This window comes from Candidatus Symbiopectobacterium sp. NZEC127 (genome assembly GCF_025962675.1).
GTDB lineage: Bacteria > Pseudomonadota > Gammaproteobacteria > Enterobacterales > Enterobacteriaceae > Symbiopectobacterium.
The window spans coordinates 337,480-360,315 of sequence record NZ_JAGFPG010000004.1 but is presented as its reverse complement, the minus strand read 5'-3'; the positions used below and the strand labels follow the sequence as shown (position 1 = coordinate 360,315).

21 protein-coding genes and 6 tRNA genes are annotated in these 22,836 nt (G+C 53.5%); 23 read left to right on the top strand and 4 right to left on the bottom strand.

Annotation, left to right across the window (positions count from 1 at the left end; genetic code table 11):
- Nucleotides 1–63 precede the first annotated feature (63 nt).
- The 8 genes from nagC (at nucleotide 64) to J5069_RS17330 (ending at nucleotide 4,090) form a co-directional block, all read left to right on the top strand.
- Nucleotides 64–1,287, top strand: a complete 1,224-nt coding sequence (gene nagC / locus J5069_RS17365) for a DNA-binding transcriptional regulator NagC (protein ID WP_264645037.1) — start codon at nucleotides 64–66, stop codon at nucleotides 1,285–1,287.
- A 280-nt stretch (nucleotides 1,288–1,567) separates the two neighbouring features.
- Nucleotides 1,568–3,229: an asparagine synthase B gene (gene asnB, locus J5069_RS17360; protein WP_264645036.1), complete on the top strand. Its 1,662-nt coding sequence runs from the start codon at nucleotides 1,568–1,570 to the stop codon at nucleotides 3,227–3,229.
- A 244-nt stretch (nucleotides 3,230–3,473) separates the two neighbouring features.
- Nucleotides 3,474–3,550: transfer RNA gene (locus J5069_RS17355), tRNA-Met, on the top strand.
- A 9-nt stretch (nucleotides 3,551–3,559) separates the two neighbouring features.
- Nucleotides 3,560–3,644: transfer RNA gene (locus J5069_RS17350), tRNA-Leu, on the top strand.
- A 40-nt stretch (nucleotides 3,645–3,684) separates the two neighbouring features.
- Nucleotides 3,685–3,759 (top strand) — tRNA-Gln (locus tag J5069_RS17345).
- Between the two features lie 29 nt (nucleotides 3,760–3,788).
- Nucleotides 3,789–3,863: transfer RNA gene (locus J5069_RS17340), tRNA-Gln, on the top strand.
- A 69-nt stretch (nucleotides 3,864–3,932) separates the two neighbouring features.
- A tRNA-Met gene (locus J5069_RS17335) sits at nucleotides 3,933–4,009 on the top strand.
- Between the two features lie 6 nt (nucleotides 4,010–4,015).
- Nucleotides 4,016–4,090: transfer RNA gene (locus tag J5069_RS17330), tRNA-Gln, on the top strand.
- Between the two features lie 134 nt (nucleotides 4,091–4,224).
- Here J5069_RS17330 and dinQ read toward each other — a convergent pair.
- From dinQ to ubiF, 3 genes are all read right to left on the bottom strand, one after another.
- Entirely contained in the window at nucleotides 4,225–4,464 is a 240-nt protein-coding gene (gene dinQ, locus J5069_RS17325) for a damage-inducible type I toxin DinQ (RefSeq protein ID WP_264645035.1), read from the bottom strand.
- Between the two features lie 306 nt (nucleotides 4,465–4,770).
- Nucleotides 4,771–5,100, bottom strand: coding sequence for an SMR family transporter (locus J5069_RS17320; protein WP_264645034.1), 330 nt, complete (start codon nucleotides 5,098–5,100; stop codon nucleotides 4,771–4,773).
- A 76-nt stretch (nucleotides 5,101–5,176) separates the two neighbouring features.
- On the bottom strand, nucleotides 5,177–6,358 hold the full coding sequence (gene ubiF / locus J5069_RS17315) for a 3-demethoxyubiquinol 3-hydroxylase (RefSeq protein WP_264645033.1): 1,182 nt from the start codon (nucleotides 6,356–6,358) through the stop codon (nucleotides 5,177–5,179).
- A 209-nt stretch (nucleotides 6,359–6,567) separates the two neighbouring features.
- On the opposite strand from ubiF, the gene miaB reads away from it, so the two are divergent.
- The 9 genes from miaB to J5069_RS17270 all read left to right on the top strand — a co-directional run bounded on the left by miaB (nucleotide 6,568) and on the right by J5069_RS17270 (nucleotide 16,112).
- The gene (miaB, locus tag J5069_RS17310) at nucleotides 6,568–7,992 is read left to right on the top strand and encodes a tRNA (N6-isopentenyl adenosine(37)-C2)-methylthiotransferase MiaB (protein WP_264645032.1); all 1,425 of its coding nucleotides are present in this window, start codon (nucleotides 6,568–6,570) and stop codon (nucleotides 7,990–7,992) included.
- A 174-nt stretch (nucleotides 7,993–8,166) separates the two neighbouring features.
- Nucleotides 8,167–9,249: a PhoH family protein gene (locus J5069_RS17305; protein WP_264645031.1), complete on the top strand. Its 1,083-nt coding sequence runs from the start codon at nucleotides 8,167–8,169 to the stop codon at nucleotides 9,247–9,249.
- Complete coding sequence (ybeY, locus tag J5069_RS17300; RefSeq protein WP_264645030.1) at nucleotides 9,246–9,713, top strand: rRNA maturation RNase YbeY; 468 nt, start codon at nucleotides 9,246–9,248, stop codon at nucleotides 9,711–9,713. The genes J5069_RS17305 and ybeY overlap by 4 nt, the downstream gene beginning before the upstream one ends.
- A 290-nt stretch (nucleotides 9,714–10,003) precedes the next feature.
- Nucleotides 10,004–10,882 carry a CNNM family magnesium/cobalt transport protein CorC gene (gene corC / locus J5069_RS17295; protein WP_264645029.1) on the top strand — a complete coding sequence of 293 codons (879 nt, stop codon included), beginning with the start codon at nucleotides 10,004–10,006 and terminating at the stop codon, nucleotides 10,880–10,882.
- Between the two features lie 7 nt (nucleotides 10,883–10,889).
- The gene (lnt, locus tag J5069_RS17290; RefSeq protein WP_264645028.1) at nucleotides 10,890–12,419 is read left to right on the top strand and encodes an apolipoprotein N-acyltransferase; all 1,530 of its coding nucleotides are present in this window, start codon (nucleotides 10,890–10,892) and stop codon (nucleotides 12,417–12,419) included.
- A 438-nt stretch (nucleotides 12,420–12,857) separates the two neighbouring features.
- On the top strand, nucleotides 12,858–13,757 hold the full coding sequence (locus J5069_RS17285; RefSeq protein WP_264645027.1) for an amino acid ABC transporter substrate-binding protein: 900 nt from the start codon (nucleotides 12,858–12,860) through the stop codon (nucleotides 13,755–13,757).
- Nucleotides 13,758–13,972: 215 nt separating this feature from the next.
- Nucleotides 13,973–14,713 (top strand): amino acid ABC transporter permease, encoded by a 741-nt coding sequence (locus J5069_RS17280; protein WP_264645026.1) that lies wholly within the window; start codon nucleotides 13,973–13,975, stop codon nucleotides 14,711–14,713.
- A complete protein-coding gene (gltK, locus tag J5069_RS17275) occupies nucleotides 14,713–15,390 on the top strand; it encodes a glutamate/aspartate ABC transporter permease GltK (RefSeq protein WP_264645025.1) in 678 nt (225 codons plus the stop codon). Before J5069_RS17280 ends, gltK begins: the two co-directional genes overlap by 1 nt.
- Nucleotides 15,387–16,112, top strand: coding sequence for an amino acid ABC transporter ATP-binding protein (locus J5069_RS17270; RefSeq protein WP_264645024.1), 726 nt, complete (start codon nucleotides 15,387–15,389; stop codon nucleotides 16,110–16,112). Before gltK ends, J5069_RS17270 begins: the two co-directional genes overlap by 4 nt.
- 82 nt (nucleotides 16,113–16,194) lie before the next feature.
- On the opposite strand, the gene J5069_RS17265 is transcribed toward J5069_RS17270, so the two are convergent.
- Nucleotides 16,195–16,680 (bottom strand): zinc ribbon-containing protein, encoded by a 486-nt coding sequence (locus J5069_RS17265; RefSeq protein ID WP_264645023.1) that lies wholly within the window; start codon nucleotides 16,678–16,680, stop codon nucleotides 16,195–16,197.
- Nucleotides 16,681–16,964: 284 nt separating this feature from the next.
- Between J5069_RS17265 and leuS the strand changes: the two genes are divergently transcribed.
- From leuS to rlmH, 6 genes are all read left to right on the top strand, one after another.
- Nucleotides 16,965–19,547, top strand: coding sequence for a leucine--tRNA ligase (gene leuS, locus J5069_RS17260; RefSeq protein ID WP_264645022.1), 2,583 nt, complete (start codon nucleotides 16,965–16,967; stop codon nucleotides 19,545–19,547).
- A 14-nt stretch (nucleotides 19,548–19,561) separates the two neighbouring features.
- Complete coding sequence (gene lptE / locus J5069_RS17255) at nucleotides 19,562–20,119, top strand: LPS assembly lipoprotein LptE (RefSeq protein WP_264645021.1); 558 nt, start codon at nucleotides 19,562–19,564, stop codon at nucleotides 20,117–20,119.
- A complete protein-coding gene (gene holA, locus J5069_RS17250; protein WP_264645020.1) occupies nucleotides 20,116–21,153 on the top strand; it encodes a DNA polymerase III subunit delta in 1,038 nt (345 codons plus the stop codon). Before lptE ends, holA begins: the two co-directional genes overlap by 4 nt.
- Nucleotides 21,146–21,802, top strand: a complete 657-nt coding sequence (gene nadD / locus J5069_RS17245) for a nicotinate-nucleotide adenylyltransferase (RefSeq protein WP_264645019.1) — start codon at nucleotides 21,146–21,148, stop codon at nucleotides 21,800–21,802. The genes holA and nadD overlap by 8 nt, the downstream gene beginning before the upstream one ends.
- A 222-nt stretch (nucleotides 21,803–22,024) precedes the next feature.
- Entirely contained in the window at nucleotides 22,025–22,342 is a 318-nt protein-coding gene (gene rsfS / locus J5069_RS17240) for a ribosome silencing factor (RefSeq protein WP_264645018.1), read from the top strand.
- Between the two features lies 1 nt (nucleotide 22,343).
- Entirely contained in the window at nucleotides 22,344–22,814 is a 471-nt protein-coding gene (gene rlmH, locus J5069_RS17235) for a 23S rRNA (pseudouridine(1915)-N(3))-methyltransferase RlmH (RefSeq protein ID WP_264645017.1), read from the top strand.
- Nucleotides 22,815–22,836 lie beyond the last annotated feature (22 nt).

The window sequence follows — 22,836 nt, the reverse complement described above, 5'->3', positions numbered from 1 at the left end:
CTTAGGCTATCTGAGGTAGGGTGGATATAAAACGAGGCCGAAAAGATAAGCGAGCGTTCAAGAATGACGACAGGCGGACAAGCACAAATAGGGAATGTTGATCTGGTCAAGCAGTTAAATAGTGCCGTTGTCTATCGTCTGATTGATCAACAAGGCCCCATTTCCCGCATTCAGATAGCCGAATTCAGTCAGCTTGCCCCTGCCAGCGTCACAAAAATCACGCGCCAACTGTTGGAGCGTGGGTTGATAAAAGAAGTTGACCAACAGGCCTCTACCGGCGGGCGGCGGGCCATTTCCATCATTTGTGAAACGCGGCCTTTTCACGCGATTGCCGTGCGTCTGGGCCGTCACGGTGCCACGATTGCACTTTACGATCTTCAGGGTAAATCGCTTAACGATGCCCACTACCCGTTGACAGAAAGCACTCAGGATACGCTGGAAGCCTCGCTGTTTGACGCCATCAGCGATTTTATCGCCATCAATCAACGCCGTATTCGGGAATTGATCGCTATCTCGGTTGTGCTCCCTGGCCTGGTCGATCCCTCGGCGGGAATTGTGCATTACATGCCGCATATCAGCGTCGATAACTGGCCGCTGGTACAACTGTTACAACAGCGCTTTAAGGTTACCTGCTTTGTCGGCCATGATATTCGCAGCCTGGCGCTGGCTGAACACTATTTTGGAGCCACTCACGACTATCCCGACTCCATTTTGGTCCGCGTTCACCGCGGCACCGGTGCGGGCATTTTGGTCAATGGACAAATATTCCTCGGTAGCAACGGCAACGTGGGCGAAATCGGACATATTCAGATCGATCCCCTCGGCGAGCGTTGCCACTGCGGTAACTTTGGCTGTCTGGAAACGGTGGTGTCCAACGGTGCGATTGAGCAACGTGTTGCTCACCTGCTATCACAAGGGTTCAGCAGCAAACTGACACGCGAAGAGTGCACCATCACCGCCATCTGCAAAGCCGCCAACCGGGGTGATACGCTGGCACTAGATGTGCTCGAGCACGCGGGTAAATATTTAGGCAGAGCGCTTGCCATCGCCATCAACCTGTTCAACCCGCAAAAGGTAGTGATTGCCGGTGAAATCACCGATGCCGAGAAAATTCTGTTGCCCGCCATTCAACGCTGCATCAACACTCAGGTGCTGAAAGAATTTCGTCAGCACCTGCCGATTGAAGTGTCCACGCTGAACCACCTCTCTCCCATCGGGGCTTTCGCACTGGTAAAACGCGCCATGCTTAACGGCGTGCTGTTGCAACATTTGCTGGAGCCCTCGTGATCGCGCTCGTTTGCGGGATTATGTAATCCGCAAAAATTCGCCCTCAATAGCGATACCGATTATCATTTTTTCATAAACAAGCCTTTCGCATTGAATAAAACACATGCCAAAGGCTTTTTTCATTAAATGATATTGAATTCAAGTGGCGTTTTGATGCTAAATCATTGTCATTGGTACAGCAAAAGGCAACGCGAACCGTTGTGGCATTGTCCCACTCAAGGTTGCTGACGCCATAACCGTGTTATTTCACTACAGACAGGTGAGCTAGAGGGAGTTCTTTATGTGTTCTATTTTTGGTGTGTTGGATATCAAAACCGATCCGGTTGAATTGCGTAAAAAAGCGCTGGAGCTGTCTCGCCTGATGCGCCACCGCGGCCCGGACTGGTCTGGTATTTATGCCAATGAAAAAGCGATTTTGGCCCACGAGCGTCTCTCCATCGTTGACGTCAACACCGGTGCCCAACCGCTCTACAACCAGGCGCACACCCATATTCTGGCTGTCAACGGTGAAATCTATAACCATCAGGCATTGCGCCAGCAGTACGGCGACCGTTATGCCTTCCAGACCGGTTCTGACTGCGAAGTCATTCTGGCACTGTATCAAGAAAAAGGGCCGGAATTCTTAGATGACCTGCGCGGCATGTTCGCCTTTGCGCTGTATGACAGTGAGAAAGACGCTTACCTGATTGGCCGTGACCATTTAGGCATTATCCCGCTGTATATGGGCCACGATGAATTCGGCAACTTCTATGTCGCCTCCGAAATGAAAGCGCTGGTGCCGGTCTGCCGTACCATCAAGGAATTCCCGGCAGGCAGCTACCTGTGGAGCAAAGACGGCGAAATTCGCGAATACTACCGCCGTGACTGGTTCGAATACGATGCCGTCAAAGACAACGTGACTGATAAAGAAGCGCTGCGTGACGCGTTGGAAGAATCGGTGAAAAGCCACCTGATGTCCGATGTGCCTTACGGCGTACTGCTTTCTGGCGGTCTGGACTCTTCCGTTATTTCCGCGATTACCAAGAAATTTGCCGCACGCCGCGTGGAAGACGACGAACGCAGTGAAGCCTGGTGGCCGCAACTGCACTCTTTCGCAGTGGGCCTGGAAGGCGCGCCGGATCTGAAAGCCGCGCAGGAAGTGGCAAGCCATTTGGGCACGGTGCACCACGAAATTCATTTCACCGTGCAAGAAGGGCTGGATGCGATTCGTGACGTGATTTATCACATCGAAACGTATGACGTGACTACCATTCGTGCGTCTACGCCGATGTATCTGATGTCGCGTAAAATCAAAGCGATGGGCATCAAAATGGTGCTGTCCGGTGAAGGCTCTGATGAAGTGTTCGGCGGTTACCTGTATTTCCACAAAGCGCCAAATGCCAAAGAACTGCACGAAGAAACGGTACGTAAACTGCTGGCCCTGCATCAATACGATTGCGCGCGTGCCAACAAGGCCATGTCCGCCTGGGGCGTGGAAGCACGTGTACCGTTCCTGGATAAAAAATTCCTGGATGTAGCAATGCGCATCAACCCTCAGGACAAAATGTGTGGCAACGGGAAAATGGAAAAACACATTCTGCGCGAATGTTTTGAATCCTACCTGCCACACAGCGTCGCCTGGCGTCAGAAAGAGCAATTCTCTGATGGCGTAGGGTATAGCTGGATTGACACGCTGAAAGAGGTGGCGGCAAAACAGGTTACCGATCAGCAACTGGAAACCGCCCACTTCCGTTTCCCGTACAACACGCCGACATCCAAAGAAGGCTACCTGTACCGTGAAATCTTCGAAGAGCTGTTCCCGGTACCGAGCGCCGCAGAATGCGTGCCTGGAGGCCCTTCTGTCGCCTGTTCTTCGGCAAAAGCGATCGAGTGGGATGAGTCCTTCAAAAAGCTGGACGATCCTTCAGGCCGTTCGGTTGGCGTTCACCAATCAGCCTACTGATAGCAAACGTTATAGAACATTGCCTTATGGTGATTGTCTCGAATAAAAACGGGCCCTTTGCGGGCCCGTTTTTTTCCTTTTGTCACAGGAAAACCTGTTTTATTGTCGCTTTTCTCATCATACTGTTCACAACCCAAACAAACGAACCGTCACAGGCGTTTTTAGGGAAAAAATGTGTTGACGCAATTCGGCCAACTACGCATAATGCGCCCCGCAACGCCGATGAAGGTGACGCGGAAAAGATGGCTACGTAGCTCAGCTGGTTAGAGCACAGCACTCATAATGCTGGGGTCACAGGTTCGATTCCCGTCGTAGCCACCATCTTTTCTTGCGGGAGTGGCGAAATTGGTAGACGCACCAGATTTAGGTTCTGGCGCCGCAAGGTGTGCGAGTTCAAGTCTCGCCTCCCGCACCATTCCTTCACGGTTGTTATGCAACAAGGCATGTTAGGGTATTGGGGTATCGCCAAGCGGTAAGGCACCGGTTTTTGATACCGGCATTCCCTGGTTCGAATCCAGGTACCCCAGCCACCTTAATGCCGCATCGGATTGCACGTTGTTGGGGTATCGCCAAGCGGTAAGGCACCGGTTTTTGATACCGGCATTCCCTGGTTCGAATCCAGGTACCCCAGCCATGTAATTGATGCTATGTGATTGAAGTTAAAAGTTTTTGTTGAAAAGCAAAAAACCAAGATGTACTATTTGGCTACGTAGCTCAGCTGGTTAGAGCACAGCACTCATAATGCTGGGGTCACAGGTTCGATTCCCGTCGTAGCCACCACATTTTTGGGGTATCGCCAAGCGGTAAGGCAGTGGATTCTGATTCCACCATTCCGAGGTTCGAATCCTCGTACCCCAGCCAAAAAAACGCTGGTAATACAGCGAGAAACAGGGCGACAGTCGAAAGACGTCGCCCTGTTTGCTTTTATTCGTTATTCAATAAACGATTAAAGGCCACCGGGCGGTAACCCGGTGGCCTTAGTTACGTTTCCGGCATTAAGTCAGGAAAATGCGGATCAGCTCCAAAAACGCTAATAGCGCCTTTAGAACGATGATGGCCGATTCTACAATCGCTCTCATCCGTTTGCTCCGGTTGGGAGCGCGATTCCCCTGATCGTTACCTTTACGCTGCCTGCACGAAGGATTATCGCCTTTGTTAGTAACAATTGTCGCGCTCAGGTCAAGGCACCGAACCAGCACCACCTGTAACCCGGACAGGTCTTTACCTCTCAACATGACTTGTGCCACATAACCGTAGCCCTAGAACGCAACCGCATACCAACAACTAGAGAGTAAAAAGCGGCCCTGAGTAACACAATTAACGCACAGTAAACAGGCAAAAAAAAACCCAACAGCGGAGTTGGGTTTTTTGCTTGCCAAGGTTGGTGGCCTCAGCGCGGCGCGACAATCGTTACTAACACATTGAGTCTACCTTCTCCATCGGCCGATGACAACCCTACCAGAGAGACGATTATAGTGAGAACGTTGAACCGCGAATCAACAAACGAAGAGCGCTTCTGTTTCCCTATCAAAAATGTCGTATCAATGCGCCACCGACTTGGAAAACAGGTTAATCACAATCACGCCCAGGATAATCAGCAACATTCCCAGCATCGCGGGCAAATCGAGTTTTTGGCCGTAAAACAGCCAACTTACCGTGGCAATCAGCACAATCCCAACCCCTGACCAGATGGCATAAATGATGCCAGTCGGCAGCGTGCGCATAGTCAGAGAAAGGCAATAGAACGACACGCCATAAAATATCACAGTAATAATGCTGGGCATTAAACGACTAAAGCCATCTGAAAGCTTGAGCGCCGAAGTGGCGATCACTTCCGCCACAATGGCGAGAGAAAGAAACAGATACGTCATAAACAACCGCTACCTTACAAAATCGCGCCCGAGCGCCTTAGAAATCGACCACCATCACCACACTAACACCGATACATTACACACCGATGGCATATTTCAGCGCCAGCGTTTTGAGATGTCCCGCGCGCTCAGCCGCCAGCAATGCCATATTTCGGGCAAAGGTCAACGGCGGTAAACTATTGCTAAACGCGTTATAAAACAAATCCATGCCATTTTGCATTAACAGATTATCGGCCTTACGCCGGCGCTGATAGCGCAGCAAAACGGCCTCACTGTGCCAGCACTCCCCCGCATCCCGCGCGCCAGTCACAACCTCAATCAGTGCGTCAGCATCACGATAACCGAGGTTCACGCCCTGCCCGGCGAGCGGATTAATGGTATGGGCCGCATCCCCCACCAGGGCGACGCCCTCAGCCACATAGCGTTGGGCATGACGACGCACCAGCGGGAACGCCCCGCTGGCAACCGACTTCACGGACCCCAAACGCGCGGGGAAGGTCTCTGCAATCGCGTTGTCCAACTGCGGCAGCGACAGTGATTGAAGCTGACGAATGCGACGCGGACTGTCATACCATGCCAACGCACCCCACGATCCAAACAGCGGCAAAAATGCGCGCGGCCCCTGAGGCGTAAACTGCTGCCAGGTACAATCCTGCTGAGGCTGCTGGGTATCGACGGCAATCAACATGCACGATTGCCGATACTGCCATCCATTGATGCCAATGCCCGCCCACTGGCGCACACGCGAGTTGGCACCATCCGCACCGAGAACCAGAGGCGCGCTCAATGTCTCTCCGCTCTCCAGCGTAATCTGCCAGCAAGTTGGCGTGCGAACCATGCTGCGTATCTGCGCGGGGCAACGGATATCACACCGCTGCTGTTCGGCCAGGCATTGCCACAGCGCCAGTTGCAGTACCCGATTCTCCACCATGAATCCCAATTCGGGCAGGTGCAAGTCGGCGGCGCTGAAAGCAACGCGCGCATCATCCCATTCCCAGGTTTCCAATCGGCGATAAGGCGCACAGCGCATCTGCTCAACGCCCGACCACGCCCCCAACGACTTTAACAGTGAAACAGAGGCATATCCCAGCGCCGAAACCCGAATATCCGGCGCACTGTCGTCCATAAAGGTAGCGGGCGCCGCCTGCTCCAGCACCGCGACCTGAAAACCGTTGCGCGCGAGCCCGAGCGCGACTGCGGCACCGACCATCCCGCCACCGACCACGATGGCATCATACCGTTGATTTATTCCGTTCATCGTGCCTAAACCGACTCAAACTGTGTGACTGATAGGCACAGTGTACTGGATTTTCGCCAACCGCGTTGACTCTGCGAAAAAACGCTCAACAAATTTCGCGCTCTGGTCACAACCGCAGCAAAAGATTACAATACGTGCCCCGTCCGTATTTCCGGGCATCTATGATTTGGTAATACGCTTTTTCACCCGCACTGAGTAATGACAAGTCGATGACAAAGAAACTGCACATTAAAACCTGGGGCTGTCAGATGAATGAGTACGATTCATCCAAGATGGCTGACCTGCTGGAAAGTACACACGGTTATGAGCTGACCGAGGTGGCCGAAGAGGCTGACGTTCTGCTGCTGAATACCTGTTCTATCCGTGAAAAGGCACAGGAAAAAGTTTTCCATCAACTTGGCCGCTGGAGAGCGCTGAAAGAGAACAATCCAGACCTGATTATTGGTGTGGGCGGCTGTGTAGCTTCTCAGGAAGGTGAGCATATTCGCGAACGCGCCAGCTATGTCGATCTGATTTTTGGTCCGCAAACGCTGCACCGCCTGCCAGAGATGATTAACCACGTTCAGGGCACACACAGTCCGGTGGTCGATATCAGCTTCCCGGAAGTCGAAAAATTTGACCGACTGCCGGAGCCTCGTGCCGAAGGGCCGTCGGCGTTTGTTTCCATCATGGAAGGGTGCAACAAATACTGTTCATTCTGCGTGGTGCCTTATACGCGCGGTGAAGAAGTCAGCCGCCCCTGCGACGACGTCTTATATGAAATTGCGCAGTTGGCCGCACAAGGGGTACGCGAAGTTAACTTGTTGGGTCAAAACGTCAACGCCTATCGTGGTGAAAATTTTGATGGCAGCATCTGCTCGTTTGCCGATTTGCTGCGTCTGGTGGCCGCGATAGACGGCATCGACCGCCTCCGCTTTATCACCAGTCACCCGATTGAGTTTACCGACGATATCATCAGCGTCTATGAAGATACGCCTGAACTGGTGAGTTTCCTTCATCTGCCGGTGCAGAGCGGTTCCGATCGCATTCTGACCATGATGAAGCGCCGCCATACCGCGCTGGAATACAAAGCCATTATTCGTAAACTGCGCAGCGCGCGACCGGATATACACATCAGTTCCGACTTTATTATCGGCTTCCCCGGTGAAACCCAGGAAGATTTTGAACAAACCATGAAACTGATTGGTGACGTCAATTTTGATATGAGTTTTAGCTTTATCTACTCCGCGCGTCCGGGAACGCCCGCCGCAGACATGGTTGATGATGTCAGCGAAGAAGAGAAAAAGCAGCGCTTGTATATTCTGCAAGAACGTATCAGCCAGCAGGCGATGCAGTTCAGCCGTCGCATGTTGGGCAGCATCCAACGCATTCTGGTGGAAGGAACATCACGTAAAAGCGTGATGGAACTGTCAGGCCGCACGGAAAATAACCGCGTGGTTAACTTCGAAGGCACCCCGGATATGATTGGTAAGTTCGTTGATGTTGAAATTGTCGACGTTCGTCCGAATTCACTGCGCGGCATGGTTGTCAAAACAGAAGACCAGATGGGCCTGCGCATCAGCGAATCTCCGGCCTCCGTGATTGCACGTACCCGTAAAGAGAACGATATCGGCGTCGGCATCTACCAACCCTGATGGATGACCCGCACGGGCGATGCACTCGCCCGTGCACTTGTTAGCCGCGCGTCATCATAGATGTATTGCCACTTGCACCTTTCCCTGTTACCGATAAATAATTCAATCATCATCTCGCACCTTATTGTTCTCATCACTCACGATGACGAGCGTTGACATACCAAGAGGAATAATTTGAACGTTACGATAAAAGAGATTGCCCTCGAACCCGCTGATAATAAACGCCTGCTCAACCTGTGCGGCCCCTTTGATAGCAATATCAAACAGTTGGAGCGCCGTCTCGGAATCGAAATCAACCGTCGAGACAACACATTCAAACTGGTCGGAAAAGGCCTGTGCATTGAGGCAGCGGCAGATATTCTGCAACGTCTCTATGTTGATACCGCGCCCGTGCGTGGCGTGGAAGGCGATATCGATCCTGAGCAGATTCATCTGGCGATCAAAGAATCGGGCGTACTGGAGCAAAGCGCCGAGAGCGTGCCGGATTTTGGCAAGGCAATCAACATTCGCACCAAACGCGGCATCATCAAGCCGCGCACGCCGAATCAGGCGCAGTATATCGCCAACATCCTTGACCACGATATCACCTTCGGCGTAGGCCCTGCGGGAACGGGGAAAACCTATCTGGCGGTCGCTGCTGCGGTGGATGCGCTCGAACGTCAGGATATCCGCCGCATTTTGTTAACGCGCCCGGCCGTTGAAGCGGGGGAAAAACTCGGCTTTCTGCCCGGTGATTTGAGCCAAAAGGTCGATCCTTACCTGCGCCCACTCTACGATGCATTATTCGAAATGCTGGGGTTTGAGCGCGTGGAAAAACTTATTGAGCGCAACGTGATTGAAGTAGCACCGTTAGCCTATATGCGCGGCCGTACCCTGAACGACGCCTTTATCATCCTCGATGAGAGCCAGAACACTACGCTCGAACAGATGAAAATGTTCCTGACCCGTATTGGCTTCAATTCCAAGGCAGTGATTACCGGTGACATCACTCAGATTGACCTGCCACGCAATATGAAATCGGGGTTGCGCCACGCCATTGACGTATTGGCCGATGTGGAAGAGATCAGCTTTAACTTCTTTCACAGTGAAGATGTGGTACGCCATCCGGTGGTCGCGCGCATCGTCAACGCCTATGAAGCTTGGGAAGAAGCCGATCAGAAACGTCGCGCCACGCAGGCCGAAGAGCGCAAACGCGAAGCACAAGCAGCCAGTGCACCCGCCGTATCAGAGGCGGGTGATAAGCAGGAGTCACAATGAGTCAGGTTATTCTCGATTTGCAAATCGCCAGCGACAATAGCGCAGGGCTGCCCAGCGAACAGGATTTTCAACGTTGGCTGGAGGCGGTACTGCCGCAGTTTCAGCCAGAAGCGGAAGTGACCATTCGTATCGTTGATGAAGCGGAAAGCCACGAACTGAATCACACCTATCGCGGCAAAGACAAACCCACCAACGTGCTCTCTTTTCCGTTCGAAGCGCCGCCGGAAGTTGAGCTGTCGTTATTGGGCGATCTGATCATTTGCCGCCAGGTGGTGGAGCAGGAAGCCATTGAACAGCAAATCACCGCAGAATCCCACTGGGCACATATGGTGATTCACGGTTGTCTGCATCTGCTGGGTTATGATCACATTGAGGATGACGAAGCGGAAGAGATGGAAGCGTTGGAAACCGAGATCATGCAGCAAATGGGCTATGCGGACCCTTATCTGTCTGAAAAAGAGTGAGCCAACAGGCCTGCAACTCGAATTATTTAGGGCACACGTTGTTCTGTTATTGCGAAAAGTACAGTAGATTACGACAAGCCTCGGCTTTTTCATGATGATGTATTTTCCATTATGATGCCATTTCCGTCATCATAGCTTCACGGCGTTATGGTTAAACATAACGCCACGCGCGGTTAGCACCGTGCACCTTAATGTCAACCCGCCCGCGCGCCCTGATGGTCTTATGGCGTATGCCCCTTTTGCGTGGTTGATGATGATTGACTAACCAGAGAGACAGTAAATAAAACGCCATGAGCGACGACCATTCTCAAAACAGCGATAGCCCCAGTCCCAAGAAAGGATTCTTCTCACTGATCCTTAACCAGCTTTTTCATGGTGAACCCAAGGATCGTAGTGACCTCCTCGCCTTTATTCGTGATTCCGAACAAAACGATCTGATCGATCCCGACACCCGCGACATGCTCGAAGGGGTGATGGATATCGGAGAGCAGCGTGTGCGAGATATCATGATCCCCCGTTCGCAAATGATCACGCTGAAGCACAATCAGACACTGGAAGAGTGTCTGGATGTGATTATCGAATCGGCGCATTCGCGTTTCCCGGTGATCAGTGAAGACAAGGACCACATTGAAGGCATCCTGATGGCCAAGGATCTGCTGCCGTTTATGCGCAGCGATGCCGCGCCGTTCAGCATGGAACAGGTGTTGCGTCCCGCGGTCGTGGTGCCGGAAAGCAAACGCGTGGACCGCATGCTGCACGAGTTCCGTTCGCTGCGTTATCACATGGCTATCGTCATCGATGAGTTTGGCGGTGTTTCTGGTCTGGTCACCATTGAAGATATTCTTGAGCTGATCGTTGGCGAAATTGAAGATGAGTACGACGACGAGGAAGATCGCGATATCCGTCAACTGAACCGACACACCTACACCGTGCGCGCGTTAACACCGATTGAAGATTTCAATGAGGTGTTTGGCACGCAGTTCAGCGATGAAGAAGTGGACACCATCGGCGGGCTGGTGATGCAAGCCTTCGGCCATCTGCCAGCGCGTGGTGAAACCATCGACATCAACGGTTACCTGTTCAAAGTTGCCATGGCGGACAGCCGACGTATTATTCAGGCCCATGTCAGAATCCCTGACGAAGCGCATCAACCAACACTGGAACCCTAATTCGACAATGTCTGTCATGTCTGTTTTACGACGCCAGCGGGTGCGTATCCTGCTGGCGCTGTTCTGCGGTGCCTGGGGCACCCTGGCATTTTCGCCGTTTGATTTCTGGCCTGCCGCACTGGTTTCGCTGTGCGGATTGCAAGCCCTGACGCTGAACAGAACCTGGCGGCAATCCGCCGCCATTGGTTTTAGCTGGGGCTTTGGCCTGTTTGGCAGCGGAGTGAACTGGGTGTACGTCAGCATCGCCGAGTTCGGCGGCATGCCGGAAGCCATTAATGTATTTCTGGTGGTACTGCTGGCGCTGTATCTGTCGCTTTATCCCGCGCTCTTCGCGGGGCTGTTAACGCGCCTTTGGCCGCGAACGACGCTGGTGCGCCTGATCGTGGTCGCGCCAGTACTGTGGCAGTTCACTGAGTGGTTGCGCGGTTGGGTACTCACCGGCTTTCCCTGGCTGCAATTTGGCTACAGCCAGATTGACGGGCCGCTGCAAGGCCTGGCACCGCTGCTAGGGGTTGACGGTATCAACCTCCTGTTGGTGATCATTGCCGGACTGCTGGTCTTTGGTACCGCACGACGCAAAACCCTCCCTCTTTATTGCGCTATCGCGTTACTGGTGCTCCCGTGGCCGCTGAAATTTATCCACTGGTTCACGCCTCAGCCAGAGCGCGCGGTCAACGTTGCGCTGGTGCAAGGCAATATTGCCCAAGCGCAAAAGTGGGATCCGAATGCACTGCAACAGATTCTGAATATCTACCGCGACGCCACGCAGCCTTATCTGGATAAAGCGCCAATCGTTATCTGGCCAGAATCGGCTATCCCAGATGTGGAGACGCGTCAGCAAGACTACCTGCACCAGATGGACGACCTGCTGCGCGCGCACAACAGCAGTCTGGTCACCGGGGTTGTGGATGCACGCCGTCGCACAAACGAGCAGGTTGACTTCTACAATAGCATTATCGTGTTGGGTGGTAACGAACCGTACCGCTACCCCAGCGCTAACCGCTACAACAAGAATCATCTGGTGCCGTTTGGTGAGTTCGTTCCGTTGGAAACGCTGTTACGGCCGTTGGCACCGTTCTTCGATCTGCCGATGTCTTCGTTTAGCCGCGGCCCTTACCAACAGCCTCAGCTCATGGTAAACGGTATACGGATGACGGCCACGGTGTGCTATGAAATTATTCTCGGCCAACAAGTGCGCGATAACTTCCAGCCTGATACCGATATGCTGCTGACCATCTCCAACGATGCCTGGTTTGGTCGTTCTATCGGCCCATGGCAGCATTTCCAGATGGCCCGCATGCGTGCTCTGGAATTAGGGCGTCCGCTGCTGCGGGCGACCAACAATGGCGTGACTGCCGTGATTGGCCCTCAGGGTGAAATCAGTGCCGAACTGCCGCAGTTTACGCGCAAAGTGCTGCTCACCAAGGTGACACCAACCACCGGCATCACCCCCTACGCTCGCTTTGGTGCCTGGCCGATGTGGATCATTCTCGCCGTACTGGCCGGTATTGCCTGCGTCACCCGTCTGCGTCGTTAACGTTATCACCGGCAGGCGTTGTCTGCCGGTTTCCCGCCAATACCTGCCATACCTTTGCGTAATACCTGCCGTCGCCCATTTGCATAATTGGCACATCATTTGCTTATTATTCATTGAATAACAGAGTGTAACGGGATGATTCCGTTGTTTGCTCTCTGAAAACCAGCGAAAAAGCACCTTAACAGGGCAATCAGCGCACCAAAATAGTGCCAAACGATTTTAGTGCAGTGATTTAGTGCAGTTGAGTTCTCAAAAGACAAACAAATTTATTTCATTTTGTTCACAATCGGCTATTTTTTAAAGATAAAGGCAAGTACTCGCTCTTTTATGGTGCATAGCCCGCCGCACCCAAGAGAGCGCTCTATCGGCATGATTGAATTCGCAACCGCCTTAGCGTCATAGCGACTGCCGTCATCACAACAGCAAAGGAGTTACAACATGCAAATGCGTAAACTGGCACTGTCACTGCTTCTGATTGGTACAGCCGCAAGCAGCCTGGCTCATGCAGAAGAATTAACGGGGACGCTGAAAAAGATCAAAGACAATGGCGTTATCGTTGTAGGCCACCGTGAGTCTTCCGTGCCATTTTCCTACTATGACAACCAACAGAAAGTCGTTGGTTACTCTCAGGATTACTCGAACAAAATTGTCGATGCGGTCAAAGCAAAAATTGGCGTTGCCGATCTTCAGGTCAAACTGATTCCGATCACGTCCCAGAACCGTATCCCCTTGTTACAAAATGGCACCTTTGATTTTGAATGTGGTTCCACTACCAACAACCTGGAACGTCAGCAACAGGCGGCCTTCTCCAATACCATCTTTATCGTCGGTACGCGTTTGCTGACTAAAAAAGACTCGGGCATTAAAGACTTCCCGGATCTGGCAGGCAAAACCGTAGTGGTTACCTCTGGCACCACCTCTGAGAAATTGCTGAACAAGCTGAACGAAGAGAAAAAACTGGATATGCGTATCATCAGCGCCAAAGACCATGGCGATGCCTTCCGCACCATGGAAACAGGTCGTGCCGTTGCCTTTATGATGGATGACGCGTTGCTGGCCGGTGAACGTGCCAAGGCCAAACAGCAGGGCGACTGGGTGATCGTTGGTACCGCGCAGTCCGAAGAAGCCTATGGCTGTATGCTGCGTAAAGACGATCCGCAGTTCAAGAAACTGGTTGATGACACCATTGCGACATTGCAAACCTCCGGTGATGCGGAAAAATCATTCGATCGCTGGTTCAAACAGCCGATTCCGCCTAAAGATCTCAACATGAACTTCGATTTGTCAGCAGAGATGAAGGCACTGTTCAAAGCCCCTAACGATAAAGCATTAAACTAACAACAAGTGAAAACAAGGGCAGACAGCTTGCCCTCGATTGTTGACTCGTGGCTGGACAGACAGACGTCAGACGGTCGTTCCCCGTCTGGCGTCCCGGCCCAACCGGTGGATATCGCAGGTGTTGACTAACCGCACTGCCCTTTCCCACCAATGGGTTATCGCCACTCATCAATCTTCAGGGTAGCTCTGCTACCCTTTTTTTACCGGAGTTTGCTATGTCTATAGATTGGAACTGGGGTATTTTTTTACAAGCCGCCCCGTTCGGTAATACCACTTATCTTGGGTGGATTTGGTCTGGGTTACAGGTCACTGTGGCGCTGTCCATCTGCGCCTGGATCATTGCATTCGTTGTCGGCTCTGTTTTCGGCATTTTGCGCACCGTCCCCAACCGGTTTTTGTCAGGTCTCGGCACCTGCTATGTGGAAATGTTCCGTAACGTCCCGCTTATCGTCCAATTTTTCGCCTGGTATCTGGTGGTTCCCGAATTACTGCCGCAAAAGATTGGCATGTGGTTTAAAGCGGAACTGGATCCCAACATTCAGTTTTTCGTCTCCTCCATGGTCTGTTTAGGCCTGTTTACCGCCGCTCGCGTCTGCGAGCAGGTTCGTGCTGGCATCCAATCACTGCCCCGCGGCCAGAAAGCCGCCGCGCTTGCCATGGGGCTAACGCTGCCGCAGACCTATCGTTACGTTCTGCTGCCCAATGCCTATCGCATTATCGTACCGCCCCTGACGTCTGAAATGCTCAACATGGTGAAAAACTCGGCCATCGCCTCGACCATCGGGCTGGTTGACATGGCTGCACAGGCGAACAAGCTGCTGGATTACTCTGCGCACGCCTATGAGTCCTTTACCGCTATCACGCTGGCGTATGTCGCGATTAACGCCATTATCATGCTGATTATGCAAGTGGTTGAGAAAAAGACCCGTTTGCCCGGCAATATGGGGAGTAAATAATGTACGCATTTGACTGGAGCTCCATTGCGCCAAGCATGCCCTACCTGCTGCAAGGGCTAGTGGTCACACTGAAAATCACGGTGATTGCCGTGGTGTTTGGCATCCTGTGGGGAACCGTTCTGGCGGTGATGAGGCTGTCGCCTATCGCCCCGATTCGCTGGTTCGCCAAAGGCTACGTCAACATTTTCCGCTCCATCCCGTTGGTGATGGTATTGCTGTGGTTCTACCTTGTGGTTCCTAGCTTATTACAAAATGTGCTTGGGCTATCACCAAAAACGGATATTCGTCTGATCTCCGCTATGGTAGCCTTTTCGCTGTTTGAAGCCGCCTATTACTCTGAAATCATTCGTGCGGGCATACTCAGCATTTCACGTGGACAATCTTCCGCGGCGTTGGCGCTCGGCATGACGCAGTGGCAATCCATGAAACTGGTGATCCTGCCGCAGGCGTTTCGCGCCATGGTGCCGTTGCTCCTGACGCAGGGGATCGTCCTGTTCCAGGATACCTCGCTGGTGTACGTACTGAGCCTGGCGGACTTCTTCCGCACTGCGTCAACCATTGGCGAGCGCGACGGGACCCAGGTGGAGATGGTGCTGTTTGCCGGATTGGTTTATTTCGTTATCAGCATTAGTGCATCAATGCTGGTCAGTTACCTGAAAAGAAGGACTGTTCGATGATTACTCTAAAAAACGTTTCCAAATGGTATGGTCACTTTCAGGTGCTCTCCGATTGTTCAACAGAAGTGAAGAAAGGCGAAGTGGTGGTGGTTTGTGGGCCGTCAGGTTCGGGGAAATCTACGCTTATCAAAACCGTTAATGGCCTTGAACCCGTGCAGCAAGGTCAGATTGACGTTAACGGCATCTCGGTTAACGACAAGAAAACCAATCTGGCACAATTGCGTTCCAAAGTGGGCATGGTGTTTCAGCATTTTGAACTGTTTCCCCACCTCTCCATCATTGAGAACCTGACGCTGGCACAGGTAAAAGTGCTCAAGCGTGACAAAGGGGCCGCGCGTGAAAAGGCCACCAAGTTACTCAATCGCGTAGGTTTGTCCGCGCACGCCAACAAATTTCCCGGCCAACTCTCCGGCGGGCAGCAACAGCGCGTCGCCATTGCGCGCGCACTCTGCATGGATCCGATAGCCATGCTGTTTGATGAGCCGACGTCCGCGCTCGATCCAGAAATGATCAACGAAGTACTGGATGTAATGGTTGAGCTGGCGCAAGAAGGTATGACGATGATGGTCGTTACCCACGAAATGGGCTTTGCGCGCAAAGTGGCACACCGCGTCATCTTCATGGATGAAGGCAAGATTGTGGAAGATACGCCAAAAGACGAGTTCTTTAACAATCCCAAATCCGATCGCGCCAAAGACTTTCTGGCGAAGATCCTGCACTAAGCCATCACCCAGCGTCGCAATGTCAGGCGCTGCGACTCACGTTCCCGCGCAAGCGGGAACGTGCTTCTCTTAAACTACCCCGTCAGGGCTGAAAAGGTTGCCGCTGAAACTGATCGTGCTCGCACTTCGGACAACGAGGCAGCACTTCCGGCGTATAAAATGCCACATGATGATGGCAGTTTTCACACACCAAATTTCCCAGCCCTACTACTTCGCCACTGTGGTAAACGCCGTGATGGCTGACATCTTTAAACAGCGCCTGCCATTCCAACTGGGTTTTATCCGTGATATCCACCAGTTCTTGCCACAGGCTCTCCTTGATCACACGCAGAAACACGCTATCGGATAAATCCTCTTCCTGACTATCCGTATAACGCTGAGCAAATTCAGCCAAATCGCGCTCCACAGACTGAATAATGTCTTCGCGTTCACTGTGGGTGAGATCTTCGCTGTCGTGCAAGCTCTCCCGGGCGTGTTGGAGCATCTGCGTCAGATCGCGTTCACCGGCGCTTAAACGCGTCATGATGGAAGACATCAGCGCACGATAATGCCGAGCTTTCTTGTTCATGGTGCCTCCTGAATACGCGGATTGGTTAACATTAGTGGGGCAATGACGGTACCTGTTTAGCTATCCCTCTCTATTTTAGACGGTTTTAAGCACTATTCTTGCTCATTGCCGCTCTTTGCCTCACTTTTTGCCAACTTTGTCGCTTGCGCGCAGAAATACGTGCTAAGGGCATAGAGACGGTTGTTGCCAGCGTTGCTTATCAGCTATGCTATGCGGATCATTATGATGAATCGGAACACGCTACGGGTGTAGCGCTTCTTTACTAAATAGGACCCCTGGCTGCCATGCAAGAGCAATACCGCCCAGAAGAGATAGAAACTCGCGTCCAGCTTCACTGGCAAGAAAACAAAACGTTTAAAGTGACCGAAGAGCCCGGCAAGGAAAAGTACTACTGCCTTTCCATGCTCCCCTACCCTTCTGGCCGCCTACACATGGGGCACGTTCGTAATTACACCATCGGTGACGTTATTTCCCGCTACCAACGCATGCTGGGGAAAAACGTCCTGCAACCGATCGGGTGGGATGCCTTTGGTCTGCCGGCTGAAGGCGCAGCGGTCAAAAACAACACCGCACCGGCCCCCTGGACCTATGCCAACATCGATTACATGAAAAACCAGCTGAAGCTGCTGGGCTTTGGTTATGACTGGGATCGTGAAGTCGCCACCTGTAAACCCGATTACTACCGCTGGGAACAGTGGTTCTTCACCAAGCTGTACGAAAAAGGGCTGGTCTATAAGAAGACCTCAGCGGTGAACTGGTGCCCGAACGATCAGACGGTGCTGGCCAACGAACAGGTTATCGATGGCTGCTGCTGGCGCTGTGACAGCAAAGTGGAGCGTAAAGAGATTCCGCAGTGGTTTATCAAAATCACCGATTACGCCGATCAGTTGCTCAACGATCTGGACACGCTGGAAAGCTGGCCGGAGCAGGTCAAAACCATGCAGCGCAACTGGATTGGCCGTTCGGAAGGGGTAGAAATTACCTTTGACGTGGCTGATAGCGCTGACAAGCTGAGCGTCTACACCACGCGTCCGGATACCTTTATCGGTGCTACCTATGTCGCCGTTGCTGCTGCGCATCCGCTGGCGCTGCGCGCTGCCGCCACTAACCCGGCGCTGACCGCCTTTATCGATGAATGCCGTAACACCAAGGTTGCCGAAGCGGATATGGCCACCATGGAGAAAAAAGGCATCGCGACGGGCCTGTTCGTGGTGCACCCGCTGACCGGCGACAAACTGCCGGTATGGGCGGCCAACTTCGTTCTGATGGATTACGGCACCGGCGCGGTGATGGCCGTTCCGGGCCATGACCAGCGCGACTGGGAATTCGCCACCAAATACCAGTTGACGATCAAACCCGTTATCCTGAACCTGGACGGCAGCGAACCCGATATCTCTGGGCAAGCCATGACCGAGAAAGGCGCACTGTTCAACTCAGGCGAATTCAGCGGTCTGGATCACGAAGCAGGCTTTAACGCCATTGCTGACAAGCTGGTTGCACTCGGCGTCGGCGCACGCAAAGTCAACTATCGCTTGCGCGATTGGGGGGTTTCCCGTCAGCGTTATTGGGGTGCACCCATCCCGATGGTGACGCTGGAAGATGGCACCGTTATCCCGACGCCGGAAGATCAACTGCCGGTGATCCTGCCGGAAGACGTGGTGATGGATGGCATTACCAGCCCCATCAAGGCCGACCCCTCCTGGGCGAAAACCACCGTCAACGGTCAGCCTGCGCTGCGTGAAACCGATACCTTCGATACCTTTATGGAATCCTCCTGGTACTACGCGCGCTACACCTGCCCGCAGTACGATCAGGGCATGCTCGATCCGGCTGCGGCTAACTACTGGCTGCCGGTCGATCAATACGTGGGTGGTATCGAACACGCCATCATGCACCTGATGTATTTCCGCTTCTTCCACAAGCTGATGCGTGATGCTGGCCTGGTCACCTCCGATGAACCCGCCAAGCGTCTGTTGTGTCAGGGTATGGTGTTGGCTGACGCCTTCTACTACACCGGCAACAACGGCGAGCGCATCTGGGTATCGCCGTCTGAGGTCACCGTTGAACGCGATGACAAAGGGCGCATCCTGAAAGCCTTCGATGCAGAAGGCCGCGAAGTGGTGTATGCCGGGATGAGCAAGATGTCGAAATCGAAGAACAACGGTATCGACCCACAGGTGATGGTAGAGAAATACGGTGCAGACACCGTACGTCTGTTCATGATGTTCGCTTCTCCGGCAGAAATGACGCTGGAATGGCAGGAATCAGGCGTTGAAGGGGCTAACCGCTTCCTCAAACGCGTGTGGAAACAGGTTTACGACCACACGGAAAAAGGTGCCACCAGCGCGCTGGATGTCGCTGCACTGACCGAAGATCAGAAAGCACTGCGTCGCGACCTGCATAAAACCATCGCTAAAGTCACCGATGATATTGGTCGTCGCCAGACGTTTAACACCGCTATCGCCGCAGTGATGGAACTGATGAACAAGTTGGCGAAAGCGCCGCAGGAGAGCGAGCAGGATCGCGCGTTGACACAGGAAGCGCTGTTGGCCGTGGTGCGTATGCTGTACCCGTTCACACCGCACGCCTGCTTCACGCTGTGGCAGGCGCTGGGCGGCAATGGCGATATCGACACCGCGCCGTGGCCAGTCGCCGATGAAGACGCCATGGTAGAAGACTCCAAGCTGGTCGTGGTGCAAGTGAACGGCAAGGTACGCGGCAGAATTACGGTTGCTGCCGATGCCACTCAGGAGCAGGTTCAGGCGCGTGCCGCACAGGAACATCTGGTGGCAAAATACCTGGAAGGCGTTACAGTACGTAAAGTCATTTACGTTCCGGGCAAACTGCTTAACCTGGTTGTAGGTTAAGCCAAGGAGGCACTGTGCGACATCGTTTATTCACGTTGTTGCTGGGGTTGGCGGTGCTAGTCACCGCTGGCTGCGGTTTTCATCTGCGTGGCACCACACAACTGCCCAGCGAATTGAAAGTATTAACGCTGACCAGTAACGATCCTTTTGGTCCGTTGACCCGGGCCATTCGCGATCAGCTACGTGCCAGTGATGTAAGAATCGAGGACGACGCCGCGCGTCAGGATATCGCATCCCTGCGTATTCTCGGCTCCACGGAAACCAGAGACACCGTCTCTATTTTCCAGGACGGGACCACCGCAGAGTACCAACTGGTACTGACCGTTCAGGCACAGGTGTTGTTGCCGGGTGAGGATATTTATCCACTCTCGGTCACGGTGTTCCGCACCTTCTTTGATAACCCGCTCGCGGCGTTGGCAAAAGACGCGGAGCAGGACATTATACGTAAGGAGATGCGCCGCCAGGCTGCCGAGCAGTTAGTGCGTAAACTGGTGACCATCAACGGCAATGATGAGGTGAAAAACCGCCAGCAACGTGCCGCCGCCATCAGCGCCAACAACGGGCGTTCATGATCCGTATCTATCCGGAACAGCTTGCTGCGCAGCTCAATGAAGGGCTGCGCGCTTGCTATCTGCTGTTCGGCAACGACCCACTGTTATTGCAGGAAAGCCTGGATTCGCTGCGCCATCGCGCGCGTGAGCAGGGTTTCACCGAGCATTTCAGCTTCACACTCGATCAAAGTACCGATTGGGATGCCATTTTCAGCGTATGTCAGGCACTCAGCCTGTTCGCTTCACGACAGAGCCTGCTGCTGCAACTGCCGGAAAACGGCCCGAACGCCGCCATGGCAGAAAATCTGGTCAAACTGGCTGGGCTGCTGCATCAGGACGTACTGCCGATTCTACGTGGCAACAAGCTGACCAAAGCGCAAGAAAACAGCGCCTGGTTTAAAGCATTGTCGCAACACGGCGTGATCGTCAACTGCTTAACCCCGGAACAGGCGCAATTACCGCGCTGGGTAGCGCAGCGTGCCAAGCAGCGCAACCTGCAACTGGATGATGCTGCCATACAACTGCTGTGTTACTGCTACGAGGGCAATTTGTTGGCCTTGATGCAGGCGCTCGAGCGGCTCGCCCTGCTCTATCCTGACGGCAAGCTCACGCTGCCACGCGTTGAGCAGGCGGTAAACGATGCCGCACACTTCACGCCGTTTCACTGGCTGGATGCGGTGCTGGCAGGCAAAAGCAAACGCGCCTGGCATGTGTTGCAACAGTTACAGGCTGAAGACAACGAACCCGTGATTTTGCTGCGCACACTCCAGCGTGAGCTGACGCTGTTGGTGACCTTGCAGCGCAACATGGCGACGACACCGCTACGCACCCTGTTTGATCAGCACAAGGTGTGGCAAAACCGACGCACGCTGCTCACTCAGGCACTCCAGCGGCTGAACGCACTTCAGTTGCAGCAGGCCATGCACCTGCTGACACGATTGGAACTGACGCTAAAACAGGATTATGGCCAATCCATCTGGCCGGAAATGCAAACGCTGACGCTGTTGTTGTGCGGCAAAGCGCTTGCGCCGAGTATGGTCAACGCCGATGAATAGCCCTAATCCCGCTGAACTGATCGCCTACTTCGGCGGCACCTTTGACCCCATCCATTATGGACATTTGCGTCCGGTCACCGCATTGGCGGATGAGATCGGGTTAACGCGCATCACGCTGATGCCCAATAACGTACCGCCCCACCGCGAACAACCTGAAGCCACAGCACAACAGCGAAAACACATGGTGGAACTCGCCATCGCCAAGACGCCGTTATTCAGCGTGGATGACCGCGAATTGCAGCGCATCACGCCGTCTTACACCATTGATACCATGGAGATGATTCGCGCAGAAAGGGGCGATAACACTCCATTGGCTTTTATCATCGGCCAGGATTCACTGCTCACATTACACGCTTGGCACCGCGGGCAAGACCTGCTCAAGGTATGCCATCTGTTGGTCTGCGCGCGCCCAGGTTATCGCACCGTATTGGATACGCCAGAACAGCAGGCGTGGCTGGAAGCGCACAGCGTTGAAAATGCGGCCGCCCTGCACGCGCAGCCGCACGGATTGATCTATTTGGCGCACACGCCGCTGGTCACCGTTTCTGCCACGGATATTCGCCAGCGCCGCCAGAAAGGTGAGCCCTGCGACGATTTGGTTCCCCCTGCCGTGCTGCATTTTATGGATGCTCACGACTTATACCGTTAACCCGCTTCCCACGTACCACTCTCTCATCGGGCATGCTATACTCCGCCGCTGGTTTTTCAGTCCAGTAAAAAACGGTAAAGCGCGTTTCTATGCCACACCATGTGCCGCAAAATGGACCGTTAATACCCTGAAACACCTGCGGTGCGTCATGCATGTACACGTAACCTTTTTTATCCCCCCGGAGCGCATTTCTCCGGTTGAACCGCCAGGCAGGAGGAACCTTTGCAAGGCCAAGCACTCCAAGATTTTGTTATTGATAAAATAGATGATTTAAAAGGCCAGGATATCGTTGCGCTAAACGTGCGTGGCAAATCCAGCATCACAGATTGCATGATCATCTGCACCGGTACATCCAGCCGCCACGTCGCGTCTATCGCCGACCATGTGGTACAAGCCTCGCGCGCCGCCGGGATGATCCCGCTGGGTGTTGAAGGTGTGCAAAGTGCGGACTGGGTGGTTGTCGATCTCGGTGATGTCATGGTGCATGTGATGCAGGAAGAAAGTCGTCACCTGTACGAACTGGAAAAGCTGTGGAGCTAGCATGAGGCTGCAACTGGTCGCCGTTGGCACCAAAATGCCGGACTGGGTGCAGACAGGTTTTACCGATTATCTGCGGCGTTTTCCCAAAGACATGCCCTTCGAGCTCACAGAGATCCCTGCCGGTAAACGGGGGAAGAATGCGGATATCAAACGTATTCTCGAGCGCGAAGGTGAACTGATGCTGGCGGCAGTGGGCAAAGGTAACCGTATTGTGACGCTGGATATTCCCGGTACACCGTGGGAAACCCCGCAGCTTGCCAGCCAGTTAGAACGCTGGAAACAGGACGGGCGTGACGTCAGCCTGCTGATTGGTGGCCCGGAAGGGCTGGCACCCGCCTGCAAAGCGGCAGCCGAGCAAAGCTGGTCACTGTCACCGTTAACGCTGCCGCACCCGCTGGTGCGCGTATTGGTGGCCGAGAGCCTGTATCGGGCGTGGAGCATCACCACCAATCACCCTTACCATAGAGAGTAAGACTGTCCGATGAAACACACGA